The 23,193-nt window shown below is 72.7% G+C and carries 12 protein-coding genes; 10 read left to right on the forward strand and 2 right to left on the reverse strand.

From position 1 onward, the window contains the following. Nucleotides 1-60 precede the first annotated feature (60 nt). A complete protein-coding gene (locus IEY87_RS22100) occupies nucleotides 61-687 on the reverse strand; it encodes an FMN-dependent NADH-azoreductase (RefSeq protein ID WP_189140624.1) in 627 nt (208 codons plus the stop codon). 78 nt (nucleotides 688-765) lie between these two features. On the opposite strand from IEY87_RS22100, the gene IEY87_RS22105 reads away from it, so the two are divergent. From IEY87_RS22105 to IEY87_RS22115, 3 genes are all read left to right on the forward strand, one after another. Then, the gene (locus IEY87_RS22105) at nucleotides 766-1,317 is read left to right on the forward strand and encodes a TetR/AcrR family transcriptional regulator (RefSeq protein ID WP_189140625.1); all 552 of its coding nucleotides are present in this window, start codon (nucleotides 766-768) and stop codon (nucleotides 1,315-1,317) included. A 280-nt stretch (nucleotides 1,318-1,597) separates the two neighbouring features. Beyond that, the gene (gene tnpB / locus IEY87_RS22110; protein WP_189140626.1) at nucleotides 1,598-2,983 is read left to right on the forward strand and encodes an IS607 family element RNA-guided endonuclease TnpB; all 1,386 of its coding nucleotides are present in this window, start codon (nucleotides 1,598-1,600) and stop codon (nucleotides 2,981-2,983) included. Nucleotides 2,984-3,040: 57 nt separating this feature from the next. Beyond that, nucleotides 3,041-3,883 carry an FRG domain-containing protein gene (locus IEY87_RS22115; protein ID WP_225277241.1) on the forward strand — a complete coding sequence of 281 codons (843 nt, stop codon included), beginning with the start codon at nucleotides 3,041-3,043 and terminating at the stop codon, nucleotides 3,881-3,883. A 34-nt stretch (nucleotides 3,884-3,917) separates the two neighbouring features. On the opposite strand, the gene tnpA is transcribed toward IEY87_RS22115, so the two are convergent. After that, complete coding sequence (tnpA, locus tag IEY87_RS22120; RefSeq protein ID WP_189140627.1) at nucleotides 3,918-4,346, reverse strand: IS200/IS605 family transposase; 429 nt, start codon at nucleotides 4,344-4,346, stop codon at nucleotides 3,918-3,920. Between the two features lie 23 nt (nucleotides 4,347-4,369). Here tnpA and IEY87_RS22125 point away from each other — a divergent pair, with 23 nt between their 5' ends. The 7 genes from IEY87_RS22125 to IEY87_RS22155 all read left to right on the forward strand — a co-directional run bounded on the left by IEY87_RS22125 (nucleotide 4,370) and on the right by IEY87_RS22155 (nucleotide 23,192). After that, on the forward strand, nucleotides 4,370-5,638 hold the full coding sequence (locus IEY87_RS22125; protein ID WP_225277242.1) for an RNA-guided endonuclease InsQ/TnpB family protein: 1,269 nt from the start codon (nucleotides 4,370-4,372) through the stop codon (nucleotides 5,636-5,638). A gap of 109 nt (nucleotides 5,639-5,747) precedes the next feature. Further along, a complete protein-coding gene (locus IEY87_RS22130) occupies nucleotides 5,748-6,887 on the forward strand; it encodes a carboxylate-amine ligase (RefSeq protein ID WP_189140628.1) in 1,140 nt (379 codons plus the stop codon). 1,095 nt (nucleotides 6,888-7,982) lie between these two features. Then, nucleotides 7,983-9,275 carry a thioesterase II family protein gene (locus IEY87_RS22135; protein ID WP_189140629.1) on the forward strand — a complete coding sequence of 431 codons (1,293 nt, stop codon included), beginning with the start codon at nucleotides 7,983-7,985 and terminating at the stop codon, nucleotides 9,273-9,275. Nucleotides 9,276-9,288: 13 nt separating this feature from the next. Next, complete coding sequence (locus tag IEY87_RS22140; RefSeq protein WP_189140630.1) at nucleotides 9,289-14,274, forward strand: non-ribosomal peptide synthetase; 4,986 nt, start codon at nucleotides 9,289-9,291, stop codon at nucleotides 14,272-14,274. Beyond that, nucleotides 14,271-19,748 carry a type I polyketide synthase gene (locus IEY87_RS22145; protein ID WP_189140631.1) on the forward strand — a complete coding sequence of 1,826 codons (5,478 nt, stop codon included), beginning with the start codon at nucleotides 14,271-14,273 and terminating at the stop codon, nucleotides 19,746-19,748. The genes IEY87_RS22140 and IEY87_RS22145 overlap by 4 nt, the downstream gene beginning before the upstream one ends. Nucleotide 19,749: 1 nt before the next feature. Further along, complete coding sequence (locus IEY87_RS22150; protein ID WP_189140632.1) at nucleotides 19,750-19,941, forward strand: MbtH family protein; 192 nt, start codon at nucleotides 19,750-19,752, stop codon at nucleotides 19,939-19,941. 11 nt (nucleotides 19,942-19,952) lie between these two features. Continuing rightward, nucleotides 19,953-23,192 carry a non-ribosomal peptide synthetase gene (locus IEY87_RS22155; protein WP_189140633.1) on the forward strand — a complete coding sequence of 1,080 codons (3,240 nt, stop codon included), beginning with the start codon at nucleotides 19,953-19,955 and terminating at the stop codon, nucleotides 23,190-23,192. Nucleotide 23,193 lies beyond the last annotated feature (1 nt).

Consider the following 23,193-nt stretch of genomic DNA (forward strand, 5'->3'; position numbering starts at 1 on the left):
CTTCCTCCGCACCACGCCGGCCCCGGCCGACGCCCCGGGACACTCCTCAGGACCGGCCGGCTATCCGGCGGCCTCCTTCAGCGCCGCGGCCAGCGACTCCTCGTGCCGCTCACGCAGGTGCGCCAGCGCCGGGTCGAGGCGGGCGTTGGCCAGCTCGGCGTGGATGAACCGCACGTCCTCGACCCGGAAGTGCCCCTGGAAGAAGTCGCGCAGATAGCGCTCCTGATGGTCGTACGGCTCGCGAGGAGTGCCGGGGCCGTACGCGCCGCCGCGCGCGCTGGTCACCACGAACGACCGGCCCGCGAGCGACATCCTGGGAAAGGTGATCTGGTCCAGCCAGGCCTTCAGCGCCGAGGGGATCGAGTAGTTGTACATCGGCGTGCCGATGAGGATCACCTCGGCCGCGACCACCTCGTCGAGCAGCGGCTCCACGATGGCCCAGGCCGCACGCTGGGCAGGGGTGCGGACCGCCTCCCGATAGCGCGAGATGTCGGTGATCTCGTGTTCGAGGATGTGGTCGCACAGCTCGGTCCAGGCCTCGCCGATGTGCGGCACGGGCCGTGCGGCCAGGTCGCGGTAGACGTAGCCGGCTCCGGGATGGGCGGCCCGCCAGGTCTCGGCGTACACGCCCGACAGCTTTCGCGAGATCGACGCCCCGCGGGCACTGCCGTCCAAGTGAAGCAGCATGAGGTCTCTCCCCGTCGTATGTGGACACGGTGTCCGGTTGACTATAACCGGACGGCGTGTCCACATACAATCGGGCGTATGGAGAGAGCCGACGCCGCGCACAACCGCGCACGCATCCTCGAGGCGGCCGCGCTGCTGTTCGCGGAGCGGCCCCCGCAGGACGTGACGATGGACGACATCGCCAAGAAGGCCGGGGTGGGCCGGGGCACCCTCTACCGCCGTTACCCCGACCGGGCGTCCATCGCCGTGGCGCTGCTCGACGACCACGAACGGGAGCTGCAGGAGCGCCTGCTGCGCGGCGATCCGCCGCTGGGCCCGGGAGCGCCGCCCGCCGAGCGGCTGGCCGCCTTCTACGCCGCCATGGTGCGCCTGCTGGAGGACCACTCCCACCTGGTGCTCGGCTCGGAGGTGGGCCGCTCCCGCTTCGAGACGGGCGCGTACGGCTTCTGGCGCGCCCACGTGCGCGCGCTCCTGTCCGCCGCGGGCACCCCCGGCCCGGACGCGCTGGTCGAGGTCCTGCTCGCCCCCCTGGCCCCCGAGGTGTACGGCTACCAGCGCAGGGTGCTCGGCCTCAGCCCGGAGCAGATCGCGCGGGCGCTGGCCCGGCTCACCCGCATGCTGGATCGGTGACCCCCGGGGGTTGGCAACCGCTGTGCTTCGTATCAGTGTTCGTCAGTCTTATCTGGTTTTCTCTAGCGTGATCGCGGTGTGTCACGTGGTGATCCGGGGGCTGCGAGCTGATGGCCGGCATGACGAAGCACTGAAGGGGCCTGCGAGTTGGCGCAGCGCCTGCCCGGCGCTGCCCACCCCACCTTCGCCGTTGCGGTAAGCATGCAAAAAGTTACTCAACGTACGGTCATACTGGTAGAGTCGTTCGCACATACTCTCGAATGCGGGGGACGGGATCGTCGTGCGGGTCGTGCAGGCCTACCGTTTCGCGTTGGATCCCACGCCACGTCAAGTTGCTGTGCTGGCGTCGCATTGCGGGGCGGTGCGGGTGGCGTTCAACTGGGGCCTGGCGCAGGTGAAGGCGAATCTGGCGCAGCGGGAGGCCGAGCGCTCCTACGGCATCCCCGAGGATCAGCTCACCCCGGCCCTGTCGTGGTCGATGTACAGCCTGCGGAAACGCTGGAATCAGGTCAAGGACGAGGTGGCGCCGTGGTGGGCGGGCAACTCCAAGGAGGCCTACGCCTGCGGGCTGGCCCGCCTCGCCGACGCTCTGGCCAACTGGCGTGACTCCCAGAGCGGTAAGCGCAAGGGCCCGAAGGTGGGTTTTCCCCGGTTCAAGACCAAACGCCGCGCGGCCCGGTCGGTGCGGTTCACCACCGGGACGATCCGGCTGGACGGCAATACTCACGTGGTGCTGCCGGTGCTGGGCCGGATCAGAACGCACGAGCCGGTCGGCAAACTCGCCCGCCTCCTAGCGGAGGGTGGGGCGCGGATCGCCTCGGCGACGGTGCGCTGGGTGGAGGGCCGCTGGCATATCAGCTTCACCGTGCACACCGAACGAGCGGTGGCCTTGCCTGCCCGGCCGGACGCGGTGATCGGGGTGGACCTCGGCCTCAAGACCCTCGCGGTGTTCTCCGACGGACGCCCCCCGGTGCCCAACCCCCGCCACCTGACGACGGCCGCGCGTAAGTTGCGCCGTCTGTCGCGGGCGGTTTCCCGCAAACACGGCCCCGACCGGCGCACCCGGCAACGGCCGTCGCAGCGGTGGCTGCGGGCGAACTCCGCCCGTAACCGGGCGGAGTATCGGGTGGCGGCGTTGCGCCGTGACGGCATCCACCAGCTCACCACCAGCCTGGCACGGACGTACGGCACCATCGTGGTCGAAGACCTCAACGTGGCCGGGATGATCCGCAACCGGCGGCTGGCCCGCGCCCTCTCCGACGCCGGGTTCGGGGAGATCCGCCGCCAGCTCGCCTACAAGACCACCTGGCACGGCGGCCGGTTGCTGGTGGCGAGCCGCTGGTTCCCCTCCTCCAAGACGTGTTCATCTTGCGGTGCGGTGAAAGCCAAACTGCCGCTGCGGGTGCGCACCTACGTCTGTGAGGGGTGCGGCCTGTCGATGGACCGCGACGAGAACGCCGCGCGCAACCTCGCCTCTTTGGTGGAGCGTACGGTCGCCGGGAGTGGCCCGGAGACCCGAAACGGACGTGGAGCCGACCTTAAGACCCCGCCCGGCGGGGCAGGTGGCCGTGAAACGTCAACCCCGCACCGGGCACCCACTGCCCGGATCAGACGAGGACCTTCGCCCACACCGGGCGAATCACTGAGAACCCTTGAAACTCAATGAACGGCAGGTGTGGGGACGAAGGCCCGGGGCAGCGGAGGCCGGGTGAGGATGAAAGAGGTGTCCTCCTGGAGGGAGCTCGACGACGCCATCTGCGAGGCCAGCGGATCCCGCCGGCCGGGGCTCGCGCATTCGACGCTGGTCTTCCGCGGCCTGGCGAAGAGCTCGTTCTCACACGTGTCCAGCCTGGCGCGGCTGGAGGGTGACTACGCGGCGCTGGAGCCGCATCTGGTGCGTAACTTCCGCAAGTACGCCCACCGCGCGATCCCGGGCCCGACCGTGTGGGACTGGCTGGCGCTCGGCCAGCACCACGGACTGCCCACCCGGCTGCTGGACTGGACCTTCTCGCCCCTGGTGGCCCTGCACTTCACCACCGCCTCCTGGCCCGAGGAGGACGGCACCCTGCTCGCGGTCGACTGCGACCGCACCCACCGGCTGCTGCCCGAGTCGCTGCGCGCGCCGCTGGAACGCGAAGGGGCGCTGGTGTTCACCACCGAGATGCTGGGCGAGGCGGCCCGCGATCTGGCGAGCTTCGACAGGCTCACCACCGACCAGCCGTTCCTGGCCTTCTTCGAGCCGCCGTCGCTGGACGAGAGGGTGGTCAATCAGTCGTCGGTGCTGTCGGCGACGTCCCGGCCGACGTTCCAGGTGGAACAGTGGCTCGGCGAGCATCCCCGGCTGTGCCTTGGATGGACGGTTCCGCCACGGGTCAAGGCGGAGATCAGGGAGCGGCTCGACCAGGCGGGCGTCACCGAGCGGATGCTGCTCCCCGGACTGGACGGGCTGGCGGCCTGGCTGCGCCGCTACTACACCCCCGGCACCATCGAGCAGGGCGAGGCCGACGGTGGCGGGTCGATGGGCGGCAGGGACCGGGGCCAGGGGGAGGGACGGATGAGCGCGTGACAGCCGGTTTCCCGGTTCTACCGTCCACCCCCGATCAGACCGGCCGGTTCTGCTGCTCGATGTACTGCTTGACCACAGTCAGCGGGGCCCCGCCGGCCGACCCGGCGAAGTAGGAGCCAGACCAGAAACGGCCACCGGACTGGTGGTCGCGGACGTGCGTGCCGAACTCCTTGCGCAGCATCCGAGCTGAAACCCCCTTCAGCGAGTTGACCAGCTTGGACAGGGCGACCTTGGGCGGATAGTGGACCAGTAGGTGAACGTGGTCGTCTTCGCCGTTGAACTCGCGAAGTTCGACCTCGAAGTCGGCGCAGACCTCCCGCATGATCTGTTCGCAGCGGACCAGCATCGGGCCGGTGAGAGCCCCCCGCCGGTACTTGGTGAGGAACACCAAATGGGCATGAAGGTGATATTCGACGTGCCTTCCGGTGCGCACATCAGGGTTCGGTTCCCATCTTGGTGACATAAACCAAATGATACGATCACGGTGTGGAGTTGGTGAAACAAGCGCGGGCGCAGGTGGCCCGGCTGGAGTTGAGCGCGGCCCAGGTGGCGGTGCTGGACGGTCAGGCGCACACCGCCCGCGCGTTGTGGAACCTGCTGCACGAGTACGTCACCTTCCGGCAGGGCCGCCTGGCGACGTTGAAGCAGTGCGATGCGGCGATCCGGGCGGCTCGCCGGGAGATCGACTGGCTGGGCCGCCTGCCCGCTCAGGCGGCTCAGGCGGTGTTGAAGACCTACCGGCAGGCGTGGGCGAACTTCTTCAACCCGGAGCATCCCGCCGAGCGACCGACGTTCAAGGCCCGGTTCCGATCACGGCCGGCCGTCGATGTGCCGCAGGCCCGCGATCTGCAGATCAAACGGGTCAACCGGCGGTGGGGCGCGGTCAGCCTGCCCAAGGTCGGGCGGGTGCGGTTCCGCTGGACCGCCGGCCTGCCCGGCGTCACCCAGGGCGGCCCGGCCGGGCGGATCACCGGAGCCCGGCTGGTCAAGGACGCCTTCGGCTGGCAGATCGTGTTCCGCACCGAGACCATGGCCGCCCCGGTCACCGGCGCCCATCCCGGTCCGGCTGTGGGGATCGACCGGGGGATCACCGTCGCCCTGGCGTTGTCGGACCAGACCACACGCGAGCACGGCCCCTGGTTGAGCGCCGGTGAGAAAGAGCGCCTGCGCCGCTTGGAGAAGAAATCCGCCCGCCGGCGCGGCGCCCGCACCCCCGGACAGCCGGCCTCGCGTCGGCTGACCCGCACCTACGACCAGATCGCCAGGCTCCGCGCGACAGCCAAGCGCCGAGCCGTCGACTGGCAGCACCGGACCACCACCGAACTCGCCGCCACCTTCAGCGTGGTCGTGGTGGAAGATCTGAAGATCACGAACATGGTCCGCTCCGCCAAGGGCACGATCGAACGACCCGGCCGCAACGTGCGGCAGAAAGCCGGGCTTAACCGAGCCATCACCGGCGAGGCGTGGGGCCGCACGGTCACCCTGCTGGAGTACAAGACCCGTGATCGCGGCGGGCTGGTGGTGAAGGTCCCCGCCCCGGGCACGTCGCAGACCTGTCACCGGTGCGGGCACCGCGACCCGGCCTCCCGTGACGGCACCCGGTTCTCGTGTGCCAACCCCGGGTGCGGGTGGACCGGCCATGCCGACACCAACGCCGCGATCAACATTCGCAACGCCGCAGGAACTGTGGTGTCAGGACGTGGAGACCTCGGGGCTGCCCGGTCCGCGAAGCGTCAACCCCCGCGCGCCGCCTAACCGCTACGCGACGGGAGGATCTCCGGCTTCAGGCCGGGGAGGAGTTCAAGTGCGAAGTCGTCATTTCGGGGGAGAGGAGCGGAAGCGGTACAGGCGTGGGGTGGTGGCGATGACGCCTTCAGCGGGAGAGATCACGCTCGGTGTGGAGGAGGAGTTCCACATCGTCGACGCGCGGACCCGGCACCTCGTCTCCAAGGCGGGCCTGCTGCTCGACATGCTGCCCAAGGACCGCTTCACCAAGGAGCTGCAACGCTCCACCCTGGAGGCCAACAGCGCGCCCTGCGCCCGGCTGGAGGACCTCGGCCGTGACCTGGGCCGGATGCGGGCGACGGTGATCGCGACGGCGGCGGAGGTGGGCCTCGGCATCGTGGCGGCGGGCAGCGTGCCGCTGGCTGACCTGGAGCAGATGAAGATCTCGCCGGACGCGCGCTACGAGCGGATGCTCGACGACTATCAGGTGCTCACCCGCGAGCAGCTCATCTGCGGAACCCAGGTGCACGCCCAGATCACCGACCCGGATCTGGCGATCGCCGTTGCCCACCGGGTGGGGCCGTATCTCCCGCCGCTGCTCGCGCTCAGCACCAGCTCGCCGTACTGGCTGGGCGCCGACACCGGATACGCCAGCTACCGCACCCTGGTGTGGCAGCGGTGGCCCACCGCCGGGCCGATGGCGAAGTTCGCGTCGGCCGCCGCCTACCGGCGGATGATCGAGGAGCTGATCCGGTCCGGGGTGATCAGCGACCCCGGGATGATCTACTACGACATCCGGCCGTCCGCGCACGTGCCCACGGTGGAGCTGCGGATCTGCGACTCCTGCCCGCGCGTGGAGGACATCCTGCTGATCGCGGGACTGTTCAGGGCGCTGGTGCTCAGGGCGCTGGCCGAGGTGCGCCGTGATCCGGACGGCGAGGTGCAACTGGAGCCGGTGCGCGCCGCCACCTGGCAGGCGGCCCGCTCGGGGCTGGAGGGCGAGCTGGTCGACCCGGTCGAGGGAACGCCCGCCCCGGCCGCCCAGGTGATCACCCGCCTGGTGGCGAGCTTGCGCCCGGAGCTGGAGGAGTGCGCGGACTGGGCGTTCGTCTCCGCTCTGGCCGCCGACGCGCTCCCCCGGGGCAGCTCGGCGGCACGCCAGCGCCGGGCGTTCGCCCGCCGCGGGGAGCTGGCCGACGTGGTCGACCTGCTGCTGACCGAGACCAGGCCCGGCGGGTGGGGCAATGGCGGCCACTGCTCGCCGGCGGCGTCAGGGTGACCGCTCGCTCGTAGGGGCGTGTGTAACGGCCCAGCCGAAACTTTGGACCGTCCAGAAACCTCGCGAGAGGTCGCCGCATTCGCGTGCGCGGGTTGAAGTCGGCGTCATTGCGCGGGGCCGCTGAATGGTAAAGCTGATCACCGCGTAGTTCGTACGAAGTGAAAAGCGAGGTGAAAAGGACGCGGCATTCAGGCGTCGCGAATCGGGGTGTCTCAACACGGGTGGTCCGGACCGTGGCTGAGTTGTGTCAGGTCGGTGGTCTCCGGGGCGGGTTTCGGTGCGGCGCGAGCTGGGATTATGGTGCGCAGGGGCGGGGCCCAGGCCGATATGCAGGCATATTTTGGGTTCTTGACAAGTCGGATTTTTCGCGGTCGGGAGCCCAGTCGATGGCGGGACGCCCGCTGTGGCCATGCTGAATGATCTCTGTTCGGGTGACATAGGTCGCCGGCAGTGGATCTTGGTCGCTCGAAAATGGTCGCCCGCGTGTACGGCGGAACTTCTTTCGGTGCGGGCCTGCCCTTGGAGTGGGGCGAGAAATGCGGTGATCACGGCTTACTCGGTGGGCCGGCGCGCTTGGCCGCGGCGTCCCCTGCGCGAGAGAGTGCGACAGATCTGATCAATGTGGTACAAAACGGGATAAGTCGGGCATGGGGAGTGTTCTGGGGGGCCGGAATGGAGTTTCGGTCAAGTCGGGTGTGGGGCCATCTATCATCGCCGATCTGACAGATCAAGTGCCCATCGAGGTTTGATGTGCGTTTCGCGGGACTACGGTTCCCGGCCTGGTTATCGTGCCGTTGACTCCAGGCTCCAAAGATAGATATAAGAGTCACTGTCGAACTTCGGTGCGACATCGTATGAAATCTCGTAACTGTTCGTAGTAAATCCTTTTCGATGTTGTTTTGAGGCATTTGTCGAGGAGCGCCGTAACATGGCGATTGACGACCTCTGTATTCAGCGACGAATCGAGCTTCCGCCGTCCTTGGCGGCAGCGCGGCCGGCAGCGACCTCATACCGGGGAGGTGCGGGGCGATCACAGGCCAGCTGACCGCGGCGCCGCACGGTTCCCACCCCTCGAACCCATGCTCCGCCCGCACGATGTTCTGCCTGCCGTACGCCGGAGGAGGCGCGAGCGCCTACACCGGGCTCCTTCGCGAGCTCACCGATCTCACGGTGGTCCCCATCCAGCTTCCCGGCCGGGAGAACCGCATAGCCGAACCCCCGGCTTTCACGATCCAGGAGATCGCCGACGAGATCGCGCCCGCCACGGACGCGCCGTACCTGCTGTACGGCCACAGCATGGGCGCGCGGATCGCCTTCGAAGTGGCCCGTGAGCTGCGCCGTCGCGGCCTGCCGGGGCCCGCCGGGCTGTACGTCGGCGGCGCGCACCCGCCGCATCGCAAGGTGCCGCTGGCCGCTTCCGCCGATCTGCCCGACGACGCCTTCATCGACCAGCTCGTCCGCCGATCGGGTGCGCTCCCCGAGCTCAAGCACGTCCCCGAGCTGCGCGAGCTGCTGCTGCCGGTGCTCCGGGCCGACTTCGCCTGGATCAAGAACTACCGGTACGCGCCCGAGCCCCCGCTGGACTGCCGCATCGTCGCCTTCACCGGCCTCGACGACGGCGAGGTGGGCGCGGAGGAGATGCTCGGCTGGGCCCGGCACACCACGGCCGGCTTCCACCTGCGCACGCTGCGCGGTGGGCACCTCTTCGTCAAGGACCGCCCCGCCGACCTGGCCGCTCTCGTCACCGCGGACCTGACGGGCCGGCACGCCCCGCCGGAGCCCGACGAGGTGCACCTCTGGCTGGACCAGGACTCCGGCCCTGCGAGCCGCGACCGGGTCCTGCGCCACTACGACGGCCAGGCCACGATCACCGTGAGCCACGCCGACGGCCTGACCCTGCTGGCCGCGGCCGCCGGCCCCGAGGTCGGCGCCGCCGTGCTGCGCGCGGGCCACTCCGCCACCCTGTCCCCGCCGCCACATTCCCCGCCGCCACACCCCTCGCCGCCACACCCCACGACAGCGCTGTCCGGGTCGCCGGGCGAGACGGCTCAGCGTGGCATGGCGGAGTTGAGCGCGGCCGAGCGGGAGCAGATCGAGGACGCGGCCGAACAGGACCGGCAGTGGCTGGCGCTGCGGGCCGTCGCCGCCAAGAGGGCGTTGCTGGCCGCCGACGGCCAGGGCGCCGATCCCGCGCTGGCCGGCTTTCCCGACCTCGCCGACCCCGGCCCCTGGCGTGCCCAGGGCGGCCCGGGGCTGGACCGGCTCGCCCGGTGGCGGGTCGTCCACCTGACTCTGCACACCTCACGGGGGGAAGCGTTGGCCGCAGTCGCGGTGCCGTACGACAGGGTGCGGCTGAGATTCGACATGCCCGCCGAACAGGCCGAGTGACGGGGTGACCGGGATGAGCATCGGGCCACTGCTGCATGACCTCGTCCTGGCCCAGGCCAGGCGTACGCCGGACGCGCCGGCCGTCCGGCAGTGGGACCGGACGCTGACCTACCGGGAGCTGACCTCGGCCGCCTCGGCGCTGGCCCGCCGCCTGCGCGCGCTGGGGGCGGGGCCCGAGGTGCGGATCGGCGTCTGCGGCCGCCGTACTCCCGAGCTGCTGATCTGTGTGCTGGGTGTGCTCATGTCCGGTGGCGCGTACGTGCCGCTGGACCCGTCGCACCCGCGACGGCGGCTCAGCGGGATCATCGAGGACGCGCACATCACCACGGTCGTCGCCGATGGCACCGGCGTGGAGCTGCTGTCCGGGCTCGCCGTCGACCTGATCACCCTGGCGGAGGACGCGCCCCCTCCCTCGGCCCAGGCGCCGGATTCGCCCGCGATCCCGGCGGGGGCGGCGGCCTACGTGCTCTACACCTCCGGCTCGACCGGGCGGCCCAAGGGGGTCGTGGTGAGCCACGCCTCGGCGGTGTCCTTCGTCACGATGGCGGGGGAGGTGTTCGGGCTCGACGCCGGATGCCGGTCGATCGGGTTCGCCGCGCTCGGGTTCGACGTGTCGGTGCTCGACGTGTTCGCGCCGCTCGCTCGTGGCGGGTCGGTGATGTTCATCCCCGACGGCGATCGGGTGGACGCCGTACGCCTGCAGCGCTTCCTGGAGCGGCACCAGGTGACGTGGGGGACCATCCCGCCCGCGCTGCTCCCGCTGCTCGACCCGGAGCGGCTGCCCGCGCTCCGCGACCTGCTGACGGCGGGGGAGCCGGCCGGGCCCGAGCAGGTCGCGCGCTGGTCGAAGCCGGGGCTGCGGCGCTTCCACAACTGGTACGGGCCCACCGAGACGACCGTGTGCGTCGTCGGCACCAAGCTCGACGGCGCCTGGGACCGGCCGCTGCCCATCGGGCACGCGCTGCCCGGCTGCACCGCGTACATCCTCGACGACCTGCTCCAGCCCTGCCCGCCCGGCACGCCCGGCGAGCTGTGCATCGGCGGGCCGCAACTGGCCCGCGGCTACCTGCACCGGCCGGAGCTGACCGCCGAACGGTTCGCGCCCGACCCGTACGGCGAGCCCGGCGCGCGCCTGTACCGCACCGGGGACCAGGTCGTGCTGGACGACGAGGGGCGCATCGGCTTCATCGGGCGGCTGGACCGGCAGGTGAAGGTCCAGGGTCAGCGCGTGGAGATCGGCGAGATCGAGGCGGTGCTGCGCGCTCACCCCGACATCCACCAGGCGGTGGTCGACGTGGACACCGGCGCGACCGGCCTGAAGGAGGTCACCGCCTACCTGGCGCCTGCGGCCGCGCCCGGCGTGGCGGACGTACGCGCGCACTGCCTGGAGAACATGCCCGCGTACATGGTCCCCACCAGGGTGGTACGGCTGGCGGCCCTCCCGCTCACGGTGGCGGGCAAGATCGACCTGGCGGCCCTGCGCGCCCACCGTCCCGCCGGGCCGGAAGCGGCGTCCGGTGTGGAGGGCGAGGCCGGACGTGGGGTCGCGCGGGCGTGGGCGGCGGCGTTCGGGGGCGGGGAGCCGGGGCCAGGCGACGACTTCTTCGCCTGCGGCGGGCACTCGCTGCTCGCCATGCGGCTCACCGCCCTGCTGCGGGCCGAACTGGGCAAGGACCTCGCGGTCGAGGACGTGCTGACCGGCCGGACCGTGGCCGGCATCGTCCGCCGCGCCGAGCTCGCCCCGCCCGTGCGGGACGAACCGCCGGGCGAGGCCCCGGCCGCGCTGTCGGCGATCCAGCGGCGGATGTGGTTCGTGGAGCGGCTGGCCCCCGGCACCCCCGCGCACAACATCGCGATGGCCCAGCGCCTGTCGGGCCCGCTCGACGTGGCGGCGCTGGAAGCCGCGCTGGCGGTGGTGGCGCGGCGGCACGAGGTGCTCAGGTGGCGGGTGCCGCAGTCCGGCGGGGTGCCGGTCGTCGCGGTCACCCGGCCGGGACCGGTGCCGCTGCCCGTGCGGGACGTGCCCGAGCGGGAGGTGGACGAGCACCTGCAGGCCGAGGCGCGGCAGCCCTTCGACCTGGAGTCGGGGCCGCTGTGGCGGGCCCTGCTGCTGCGCGTCGCCGACGACGAGCATGTCCTGGCCATCACCGCGCACCACCTGGTGTTCGACGGGTGGTCGCAGAAGGTGCTGTACGACGACATCGGCCGCGCCTACCGCCGCGAGACGCTCACCCCGTTGCGGGCCTCGTACGGCGGGTATGTGGCCTGGCTCGCCGGGCGGGACGGCGAGACGGACCTGGAGTGGTGGAGCGCGCGGCTGGACGGCGCGCCCACCGTGCTCGACCTGCCCCGCGACCATCCGCGCCCGCCCGTGCAGACCTTCGAGGGGGCCGCCGCCTCCGCCGAGGTGACCGCCGGCGTCAGCGCCGGCGTCCGCGACCTGGCCGCGCGGCTGGGCGGCACACCGTACGCGGTGCTGCTGACCGCGTACGCGCAGGTGCTGCGGCGGCTCACCGGGCAGCACGACCTGATCGTCGGCACCCCGGTCGCCGACCGCCGTGACCCGGTGCTGGACCCGCTGGCCGGCTGCCTGGTGCACGTGCTGCCGGTGCGGCTGCGCATCGAGGACGGCACCGCGTTCGACACGCACGTGCGGCGTTGCCAGGAGGAGCTGTCCGGCGCGCTGGCCCACCTCGACGTGCGGCTGGAGCGGCTGGTCGACCGGCTCGGGCCGGGGCGTGACCTGTCCCGCAACCCGCTGATCCAGGTCCTGTTCAACATGTACGACTTCACCCTGCCCCGGCTGGACCTGCCGGACGTCACCGCCCGCCCACTGCCGCCCGGGCTGCCGGGCGCGCTGTTCGACCTCACCCTGTACGTGGCGGAACAGGACGGGCGCTACGTGCTGCAGGCCGTCTACAACCCCCGGCTGTTCCGCGCCGAGCGCGTCGAGGCGCTGCTGGACGGCTACCTCCGGCTGCTCGCCGACCTGGTCACCGCCCCGGACCAGCCGGTACGGCACGCCTCCCTCCGCCCGTCGGCCGTGCCGGCGAGCCTGCCGGACGGGACGCGCGCGCTGGCCGCCTGGGACGGCCACGGCGTGGTCGAGCGCGCGCTCAAGCAGGTGGCCGACGGCCCCGACCGGGTGGCGGTCGCCGGCGAGGACGGCGAGCTGACCTACGCCGAACTGGCCGAGCTCGCGGCCACGACCGGCGCGGCCGTCACCGCGGCCGTCCGGCCGGGCGAGGCGGTGGCGATCCTGGCGGCCCGCACCCGCGAGCTGCCCGCGCTGATGTTCGGCGTCCTGACGGCGGGCGCCCGCTGGGCCGTGCTCGACTCCGCCCTCCCCCCGGCCCGCCTGGCGGCCCAGGCCCGCTCGGTACGAGCCCGCGCGCTGATCGCCTGCCCCGGCGTCCCGGTGCCCCCCGAACTGGCCTGGCTGCCCCGCCTCGGCGAGGCCGGTCCGATCGGCACCACCGTCCTTCCTGGGGATGGTGCCGCTCGGCCTGGCGGTGTTACCGGTCTCGCCGGGCATCCCGCCCGGCAGGGAGGCCCGGCGGGATGCCCGGCGGTGACGGAGGTGCCGCTGGAGCGGCGCGGGTATCTGTCGTTCACCTCCGGCACCACGGGCGAGCCCAAGCCGGTGCGCGCCGCCGAGCGCCCCTTGGCCCGCTTCCTGTCCTGGTACACCGCCGAGTACGGCCTGACAGCGCAGGACAGGTTCGCGCTGCTGGCCGGTCTGGCCCACGACCCGCTGCTGCGCGATGTCTTCACCCCCTTGGCGCTGGGCGCGCGGCTGTGCGTGCCGGGCCAGGACCGCGTCCGCGACCCCGCCCGCCTGGCCTCCTGGCTGCGCGCGCACCGCGTCACCGTCGCCCACCTCACGCCGCAGCTCGGCACGCTGATCGCCGCCGCCGGGGTCGAGCTGCCCGACCTGCGGCTGGTGCTGTTCGGCGGCGACCGCCTCACCTACGCGGACGTGGCCCGCTTCCGGGCCGTGGCGCCGGCGGCCCGCCTGGTCAACACCTACGGCACCACCGAGACCCCGCAGGCCCAGTCCGTGCACGAGATCACCGGCGAGCCGGCCGGCACGGGCGATCCGGTGCCGGTCGGCCGGGGCGTGGACGGGACGGAACTGCTCGTCCTGGACGCCGGCGGCGCCCCGGCCGCCACCGGAGAGCTCGGGGAGGTGGTGGTCAGGAGCCGCCGCCTCGCGGAGGCGTACCTGGACGACGAGCTCACCCGGCAGCGGTTCAGCCGCGAGCCGGACGGCGAGACGGCCCGCTACCGCACCGGCGACCTCGGCCGCTACGACGCCGAAGGCCGCGTCGTGCTGGCCGGGCGGGCCGACGGGCAGGTGAAGATCCGCGGCTACCGCGTCGAACTCGGCGAGATCGAGGCCGTCCTGGTGGCCCATCCCGGTGTCCGGGCCGCCGCCGCCACGGTGGCCGAGCAGCCCGGGGGAGCGGTGCTGCACGCCTACGCGGTGCCGCGGAACGCGGCCGTCCAGTCCGGTGAGCTGCGGCGCCACCTCGCGGCCGGCCTCCCCGACCATGCCGTCCCCGCCGAAGTCGTCCTCCTGCCTGCCCTCCCCCTCACCCCGAACGGAAAGGTGGACAGAGCCCGCCTGCCCGCTCCCCCGCACCGTCCCGCCGCAGGGCGGGGCCAGGAACCGGCCACGGCGACGGAACGGCTCGTCGCCGGCGTCTGGCGGGAGGTGCTCGGCCTGCCGAGGATCTCCGCCGACGCGAACTTCTTCGAGATCGGCGGGCATTCGCTCGCCACCGCTCAGGTCCAGGCCCGGCTGGCCGCCTCGCTCGGGCGCGAGGTGCCGATCGTGGACCTGTTCCGCTTCCCGACCGTACGGACGCTCGCCGCGCACCTCGACGGCGAGCGCCGGCCGGCCGGTTCGGAGCGCGCCGCGCGGCGGGTCGCGGCGCGCCGGGCACGACCCGCACCACAGCGGCCTCACCAGGCCAGACGGGAGAGCACCGAATGACGTACCACGATGAGGAGCCTGGGGTCGAGCCGATCGCGGTCGTGGGGGTGGCCTGCCGGCTGCCCGGAGCGGAGGACGCACCCGCGTTCTGGCGCAATCTGGTGGACGGCGTCGAGTCCGTCAGGTTCTACACCAGGCAGGAGCAGGAGGCTCTCGGCGTCCCCGACTACCTGCTCGACGATCCGACGTTCGTCCCGGCGGCCGCCATCGCGGCCGACTACGGGGCGCTCGACGCGGCCTTCTTCGGCATGTCGCCCCGTGAGGCGGAGTTGCGCGACCCGCAGCAGCGGATGTTCCTGGAGCTCGCCAACACGGCGCTGGAGGACGCCGGGTACGATCCCGCCCGCTACAAGGGGGAGATCGGGGTATACGGCGCGATCGGCTCGGACGAATACCAATGGATGTACATCCGGCCGAACAAGAAGGTGTTCGCCTCCGTCGGCAACCTCGCCATCTACACCGGCAACCACCCCGACTACCTCGCCACGCTGGTGTCGTACAAGCTGGACCTGCGCGGACCCAGCGTGACCATGCACACCGCCTGCTCCTCCTCGCTCGTCGCCCTGCACGTCGCGTGCGAGGCGCTGCGCACCGGCGAGTGCGACATGGCGCTGACCGGCGGCGCCTCCCTGGAGATGCCCGCCGAATGGGGCTACCAGTACCACCAGGACGGCATCTACGCCCCCGACGGGCACTGCCGCGCCTTCGACGCTTCCGCGACCGGCACGATCTGGGGCGGCGGCGGGGGCATGGTGCTGCTCAAGCGGCTGTCCGACGCCGTCGCCGACGGCGACCACATCCGCGCCGTGGTGATCGGCAACGCCATCAACAACGACGGCGCCAGCAAGGTCGGCTTCTCCGCGCCGAGCTCCGAAGGCCAGGCGGCCGCCGTCGCCCAGGCGCTGGGCGTCGCCCAGATCGACCCGCGCACCGTCACCTACGTCGAAGCCCACGGCACCGGCACCTCGCTCGGCGACCCGATCGAGGTCGCCGCCCTGTCCAGCGTGCTCGGCGCCGGCACCGACGAGGCCGGCTGGTGCGGCATCGGCTCGGTCAAGACCAACATCGGCCATCTGGGCCCCGCGGCCGGCATCGCCGGGTTCATCAAGACCGTGCTCTCCCTGGAGAACGGCCTGATCCCGCCGTCGCTCAACTACGAGCGGCCGAACCCGCGCATCGAGTTCGGCACCAACCCCTTCCACGTCGCCGACACCCTGACCAAGTGGGACACCGACGGCTTCCCGCGCCGCGCCGGCGTCAGCTCCTTCGGCATCGGCGGCACCAACGCGCACGTGGTCCTGGAGCAGGCGCCGCCCGCCCCGCTGCCGCCCGCGCCGCCCCGCCCCGCCCACCTGCTGCACCTGTCCGCCCGCACGCCCGCCGCGCTGGACGCCGCCGTGGCCAGGCTGGCCGCGCACCTCACCGACCGGGAGATCGACCTCACCGACGTGGCCTACACCCTGCGCGTGGGGCGGCGGCAGTTCGCCCACCGCGCCGCCGTGGTGGCCGCCGACGCCGCCGACGCGGTCGCCGCGCTGGCGGACTCCCGGCGCCTGCTGAAGGGCAAGGCGGGCACGCCCCGGGTGGCGTGGCTGTTCTCCGGCCAGGGCGCGCAGTACGCGGGCATGGGCGCCGAGCTCTACCGCACCGAGCGGGCCTTCGCCGCGGCCGTGGACGAGTGCGCCGAGATCCTGGCCGACGAGCTCGGACTCGACCTGCGTACCCTGCTCTTCCCCGCCGAGGACGAGCGCGAGGCCGCGAACGAGCGGCTGCGCCAGACCGCGCTCACCCAGCCCGCGCTGTTCACCGTGGAGTGGGCGCTGGCCTGCCTGTGGCGCTCGTGGGGGGTGGAGCCGGCCGCGATGATCGGGCACAGCATCGGCGAGTATGTGGCCGCCACCGTCGCGGGCGTCTTCCCGCTGCCCGACGCGCTGCGCCTGGTCGCCGCCCGCGGCAGGCTCATGCAGAGCATGCCGGAAGGCGCGATGCTCGCCGTCCGCCAGGACCACGACGAGGTGCGCGGCACCCTGCCGGAGGGCCTGTCGATCGCCACCGTCAACGGCCCCGGCACCTGCGTCGTGTCCGGCCCCGGCGAACTCATCGCCCAGTACGCTGCTCAGCTGGACGAAGCCGACATCCAGCACACCGCGCTGCGCACCTCGCACGCCTTCCACTCCGCGATGATGGACCCGATCCTCGGCGACTTCCACGACGCCGTCGCCCAGGCGGCCCGGCACGCGCCCAGCCTGCCGTTCCTGTCGAACGTCACCGGCGCCTGGATCACCGCCGAGGAGGCCACCGACCCGGCCTACTGGACGCGCCACCTGCGCGAGGCCGTCAGGTTCGGCGACTGCGTGAGCACCCTCGCCGCCGACGGCGAGTGGCGGCTGGTGGAGTGCGGGCCGGGCCGTCAGCTCGCCGGCCTGGCCAGGGGCCAGCTCGCCCGGACCGCCCCGGCGCCGCTGGCCAGCCTGCCCGGCCCCGCCGACGCCAAGTCCGACCTGGAGATCATCTACGCGACGGCCGGCACCCTGTGGACCACCGGCGTCCCGCTCGACACCGAGGCCCTGGCCGAGCCCGCCCGCCGCGTCCCGCTGCCCGCCTACCCCTACGAGCGCGCCCACCACTGGGTGGACACCCCGGTCGACCCGGAGCTCGTCTTCCCCCGGCCGCCGAGCACGGGCGCGCAGCCGCTGGAGGACTGGTTCTCCCTGCCGGCCTGGCGTCAGGCCCCCGTCGCGCCCGCCTCGCCGTCCGTCCTGGCCGGCGTCCGCTGCCTGGTGTTCGCCGGTCCCGCGGCGCAGCCGCTGCTCGACGGGCTGCGCGCGGCCGGCGCCGACGTCGTCGCGGTGGTCGCGGGCAGCGCGTACGGCACCACGCCCGACGGCACGATCACCGTCCGCCCGGCCGAGCGCGACGACTACGAGACGCTCATCGCCCGCACGGGCGTGCCCCAGCGGATCATCCACGCCTGGGCGCTGGACGGCGACCCCGCCCGCGACGCCGCGCAGACGCGAGCCGCCCAGGACGTGGGCTTCTTCAGCCTCCTCGCCCTGGTGCAGGCCCTGGCGGCGGCTGAGCGGGACGCCGGCGTCCGGCTCGACACGCTCACCGCGAGCACCCAGTGCGTCATCGGCCAGGACGTCCGCAGGCCCGAGCACGCCACCGTCGCCGGCATCACCGGCGTCGTCCCGCTGGAAGCCCGCTGGCTGGCCGTCCGCCACCTCGACCTGGAGTCGGCGGCCTACGACCCGGCCGCCGTGCTGGCGGAGCTGGCCGCCGAGCACGCCGACCCCGAGGAGGGCGTGCCGCCCTCTCCCGTCGCGCTGCGCGCCGGCCGCCGCTGGGTGCGCGGCTTCGCGCCGGTGCCGCTCGAGCCGCAGGACGACCCGCTGCGCCGGCACGGCGTGTACGTCATCACCGGCGGACTCGGCGGCATCGGCCTCACCCTGGCCGAGGACCTGGCCGTGCGGGCCGAGGCCAGGCTGGTGCTGCTCGGCCGCTCCGGGCTGCCGCCCCGGGAGGAGTGGGACACCCTCGACGGGGCGCCGGAGCGCACCCGCCGGGCCGTCGCCGCGATCCGCAGGATGGAGGCGGCCGGCGCCGAGGTGGTCGTCCTGGCCGCCGACGTGACCGATCCCGCCTCCCTGCGGCGCGCCAGGACCGAGGCGCTCGACCGGTTCGGCCGCGTCGACGGCCTCATCCACGCGGCCGGCGTCCCCGGCGGCGGCATGGCCGAGGTCAAGGAGCGCGAGACGGCCGAGAACGTCATGGCGCCCAAGATCACCGGCACGCTGGCGCTGCGCGAGGTGTTCGGCGAGCTGCCGCTCGACTTCGTCATGCTGTGCTCCTCGGTGACCGCCGTCGCGGGCGGCTTCGGCCAGGTCGACTACTGCGCCGCCAACAACTTCCTCGACTCCTACGCGCATACCTGGCCCGGCCACGTCGTGTCGGTGAACTGGGGAGCCTGGCTGGAGGTCGGCATGGCGGCCGAGGTCGCCGCCCCCGTGGCCTTCCGCGCGCTGCAGCGCGGCGACCGGGTCACCCGCCTGGACCACCCGGTGCTCAGCCACCGCCACGAGAGCGCCGGCCGCCGCCCCTGGTACGCCGCGACCCTCTCGGCCGAGACCCACTGGGTGCTGAACGAGCACCGCGTCGCCGGCGTGCCCGTCATGCCCGGCACCGGCTACCTGGAGACCGCGCGCGCCGCCTTCGCGGCCGCCGTGCCCAGCCCCGCCCCCGGCCACGTGATCGAGCTGCGCGACGTCGCCTTCGTCGCGCCGCTCCCGGTCGCCGACGGGTCCACCGCCGAGCTGCGGGTGCTGCTCACCCCCAGCGGCGACGGCATGGACTTCGAGGTGGTCAGCGTGACAGGAGGCGCGTCCACCCAGCACGCCCGGGGCTCGGCGGTGTGGGTGGCCGCCGAGGAACGGCCCGGCGACCTCGCCGACGTCCGGGCCCGCTGCGCCTACGGCTCGGCGGACGCCACCGCGTTCACCTCGGCGTCCGGACTGGTCACCTTCGGGCCGCACTGGAACAGCCTGCGCGCCGTACAGCTCGGCCAGAACGAGCAGCTCGCCCGCCTGGAAGCCGGCCCCGACGTCGCCGCCGAACTGGACCGCCTGCCTCTCCACCCGGCGCTGCTGGACGAGGCGACCGCCTACATCGCCGTCTCCGGCGAGCACAGCTACCTCCCGCTCGGCTACGGCCGCATCACCGTGCACGCCCCGCTCCCGGCCCGGTTGTGGAGCCACGCCCGGCACCGCGACACCGGCGGCGGCGAGGTGCTCGCCGCCGATCTCACCCTGTACGACGACGCGGGCGAGGCGGTGGTGACCATCACCGACTTCGTCCTGAGGCGCATCGACAAGCAGGCCGTCACCAAGACCGTCGGCGAAGGGGCCCGGCAGGGCGCCGAGGAGGCGGCCGTCAACGAGGAGTCCGCCACCGCCGGCGTCGCCCTCGACCTCGACGGCGCCAAGCGCGGCATCGCGCCGGCGGACGGCGCGGAGGCCTTCCGCCGCCTGCTCGCCGCCCGCCTGGGCCCGCAGGTGGTCGTCAACGCCACCGCGCTCCCGGAGTTCGTGGCGGGCGTCCGCGAGCTGACCCAGGACACCGTGGCCGACGAGCTGGACGCGGCCTCCGCCGCCGGCGGCCAAGACGCGCTGCCGTCCGACCACGTGGCACCGCGCAACGACCTGGAGAGCACCCTCGCCGGGCTGTGGGGCGAGGTGATCGGCGCCCGCCAGGTCAGCGTCGAGCAGGACTTCTTCGAGCTGGGCGGCAACTCGCTCGTCGCGGTCCAGCTCATCGCCCTCATCAGGAAGAAGATCGGCGTCCGGCTGCCGATGCGCAGCCTCTTCCAGGTGCCGACCGTCGCCGGTATGGCGGCCCTCGTGGAAGAGCTGCGCGGCCAGGACGCGCCCCAGCAGGCAACGACGATCACCAGGCTCCCCCGCACGGAAAGGCGCTGACATGCGAGACGGCCAGTACAAGGTCGTGGTCAACGACGAGGAGCAGTACTCCATCTGGTTCGCCGAACGGCCCCTGCCGCAAGGCTGGCGGGAGGCTGGCTTCGACGGGCCCAAGCAGAGCTGCCTCGACCATATCGAGCAGATCTGGACTGATATGCGCCCGCGCAGCCTGCGCGAGGCCATGGACCACTAGGGGAGCGGCCTGTGACCGGCACGTACGTCTTACCGGCGTCGTTCGCGCAGGAACGCCTGTGGTTCCTCGCCCGGCTCGACCCCGACGCGCCCGCGCACCACGTCAACGCCATGATCGAGCTCCCCGGGCAGGGTGATCCCGACCGGTGCGCGCAGGCGTTGCGTGAGCTGGTCAGGCGGCACGAGACGCTGCGTACCGCCCTGACCGTCGAGGACGGAGCCCTCGTCCAGGTCGTGCACGTCGACCTGCCGGTCACCCTGCCCAGCACCGACCTGCGGCACCTGCCGCCCGAGCACGCCGAGCGGGAGTACCGGGCCCTCGCCGTCGCCGAGGCCAGGCGGCCGTTCACCCTCGACCGGCCGCCGCTGTGGCGGGCGCACCTGGTGCGGATGCCGGGCGACGAGCAGCGGCTCGTGCTCGTCGTCCACCACGCCGTGTTCGACGCCCGCTCCGGCACCAACTTCGCGGCCGAGCTGCGTGAGCTCCACAACGCCGCCGGCGCGGGCCGCCCGCCCCGGCTGCCCGACCTGCCCGTCCAGTACGCCGACTACGCCGCCTGGCAGCGCGAGCACCTCGCCCAAGGGGTGCTCGCCGACCAGCTCACCTACTGGCGGCAACGGCTCGCCGGGCTGCCCCGCGACGCCGGACTGCCCACCGACCGCCCCAGGCCCGCCACCCGCGGCCACGACGGGGCCGAGTTCCACCTGGCGCTGCCCGCCGACCTGGTCGACCGCCTCGAAGCCCTCGCCAGACAGCGCGGCGCCACCCTGTTCATGGCACTGCTGACCGGGCTGAAGGCGCTGCTCGCCCGGTACTCGGGCCAGTACGACGTCGCCGTCGGCACGCCGGTGGCCGGGCGCGACCTGCCCGAGTTCGAGCCGCTGATCGGCATGTTCGTCAACACCCTGGTGCTCCGCACCGACCTGACCGGCGACCCGCCGTTCGAGGAACTGCTCGGCCGCGTGCGCGGCACCGTGCTCGACGCCCTGGACCACGCCGAGGTGCCCTTCGACCAGCTCGTGCAGGCACTCCAGCCGGAACGGGACCCGAGCCGCACGCCGCTGCACCAGGTGGGCTTCAACCTGCTGCCGATGGAGTCGCGCGGGCAGTTCCCCAACGGCACCGCCCAGCTCGACCTCAGCCTGGACGTCGTCAGGACGGCCGAAGGGGCCGGGGTCTACTTCGAATACAGCACCGACCTGTTCGACGAGGACACCATCGCCCGGCTGGCCGGGGCCTACGAGCTCATCCTCGCCGCCGCCGTCGCCGAGCCCCGGACCCGGCTGTCGGAGTTGCCGTCGATGGCGCCGGAGCGGCTGCGGGAGATGCTGACCGGCTGGAACGACACCGCCGCGCCGTACCCTGACCTGCCGCTGCACGAGCTGGTCGGCGAGCAGGCGGCGCGCACTCCGGACGCGGTGGCGGTGCGGGGCGCGGACGGCGCGGAGCTCACCTACGCCGAGCTCGACGCGCGGGCGCGGGAGCTGGCGGGGCGGCTGGGGGTGGGCGTGGAGTCCTGCGTGGCGGTGTGCCTGCCCCGTGACCCGGGCCTCATCGTGACGCTGTTCGCCGTGCTGCGGGCGGGCGCCTGCTATCTGCCGCTCGATCCGGCTTACCCGCAGGAGCGGCTGGCGTACCTGCTGGAGGACTCCGGCGCGGCCCTGCTGATCACCGACTCCACCTACCGCGACCGCCTACCGGCCCACCGCCCACCCGAACTGCTCCTCGACCAGCCCCCCTCCGACCCTCCGCCCACCCGTCCGTCACTTGAGCGTCCGTCACTTGAGCGTCCGTCACTTGAGCGTCCGGCCGACCAACCAGCGCCAGCGTCTACGGGGGAACTGCCCTCCGTGGGCCAGGACCACTTGGCCTACCTCATCTACACCTCCGGCTCCACCGGCCGCCCCAAAGGGGTGCAGGTGCCGCATCGGGGCGTCGTCAACCTGGTCACCGATGTGATCCGCCGCCTGGGCGGGGGCGACACGCTGCTGATGACGTCCCTGTCCTTCGACATCGCCGCCTTGGAGATCTTCACGCCGCTGCTGTCGGGCGGCACCCTGCTGCTCGCCCCGGAGGACGCCGCCCGGACGCCCAAGGAGATCCGCCGGGCCGCCGAGCACGCCGACCTGGTCCAGCTCACCCCCTCGGTCGCCGGCCTGGCGGCCGAGCACCTGCCCGCCGGGCTGCCCCGAGCCATCCTCGGCGGCGAACCCCTGCCTCTCGACGTGGCCCGCCGGATGCTCCAGGTCACCGAGGAGCTGTGGAACTTCTACGGCCCGACGGAGACCACCATCTGGTCCACCGCCTACCGGGTGCCGGACGGCGTCACCACGATGCTCATCGGTACACCAGTGGCCAACACGACGGCGTACGTGGTGGACAGGGACCTTCGTCCGGTGCCCGTCGGCGTGGCCGGAGAGCTGTTGCTCGGTGGCGCGGGCGTGACGCGGGGATACCACGGCCGGGCGGGGTTGACGGCTGAGCGGTTCGTGCCGGATCCCTTCGGCGGCGGCGGGGGCCGGTTGTATCGGACGGGTGACCTGGTCCGGTGGTGCGCTGACGGGTCGCTGGAATATCTCGAGCGGCTCGATGACCAGGTGAAGGTTCGCGGGGTGCGGATCGAGCTGGACGAGGTCGCGGCCGTGCTGCGTGAGCATCCGCTGGTGGGGCGTGCGGTGGTGGCCGTTCGGGAGGATGCTCCAGGCGGGCGCGGCTTGGTCGCCTACGTGGTGCCGGCACAGAGCGACGACGGTTCGGGTGATGTGGACGCCGAGGATCGCGAAGCGGAGGCCGCGGCCGAGTCTGTGCGCGAGCATGCCGCCGGTGTGTTGCGTGCTCATCTGCGGGCGAGGTTGCCGGAGGCGATGATTCCGGCCGCGTTCGTGCTGGTGGACGACTTCCCGGTGTTGCCCAGCGGCAAGCTCGACCGTGCCGCCCTCCCGCCACCCGAGCCAGGCCCCGCGGCCGCCGCGTTCGTCCCGCCGCGTACCCCGATGGAGGAGACCCTGGCCGCCATCTGGGCCGACCTGCTCGGCAGGGACCGTATCGGGGCGAGCGATGACTTCTTCGCCCTCGGCGGCCACTCCCTGCTCGTCGTCCGCCTCGTCGGCCGCATCACCGACGAGTTCGGCGTGGAGCTGCCGCTGCGCCGCTGCTTCGACGCCACCACCGTCGAAGAGCAGGCCCTCGCCGTGCTCGAACACAGCCTGACAGAGGCCGACCTGCTGGAACTCCTGGAGGATGAGCTTTGAG

Source organism: Nonomuraea glycinis (assembly GCF_014646515.1).
Lineage (GTDB): Bacteria > Actinomycetota > Actinomycetes > Streptosporangiales > Streptosporangiaceae > Nonomuraea > Nonomuraea glycinis.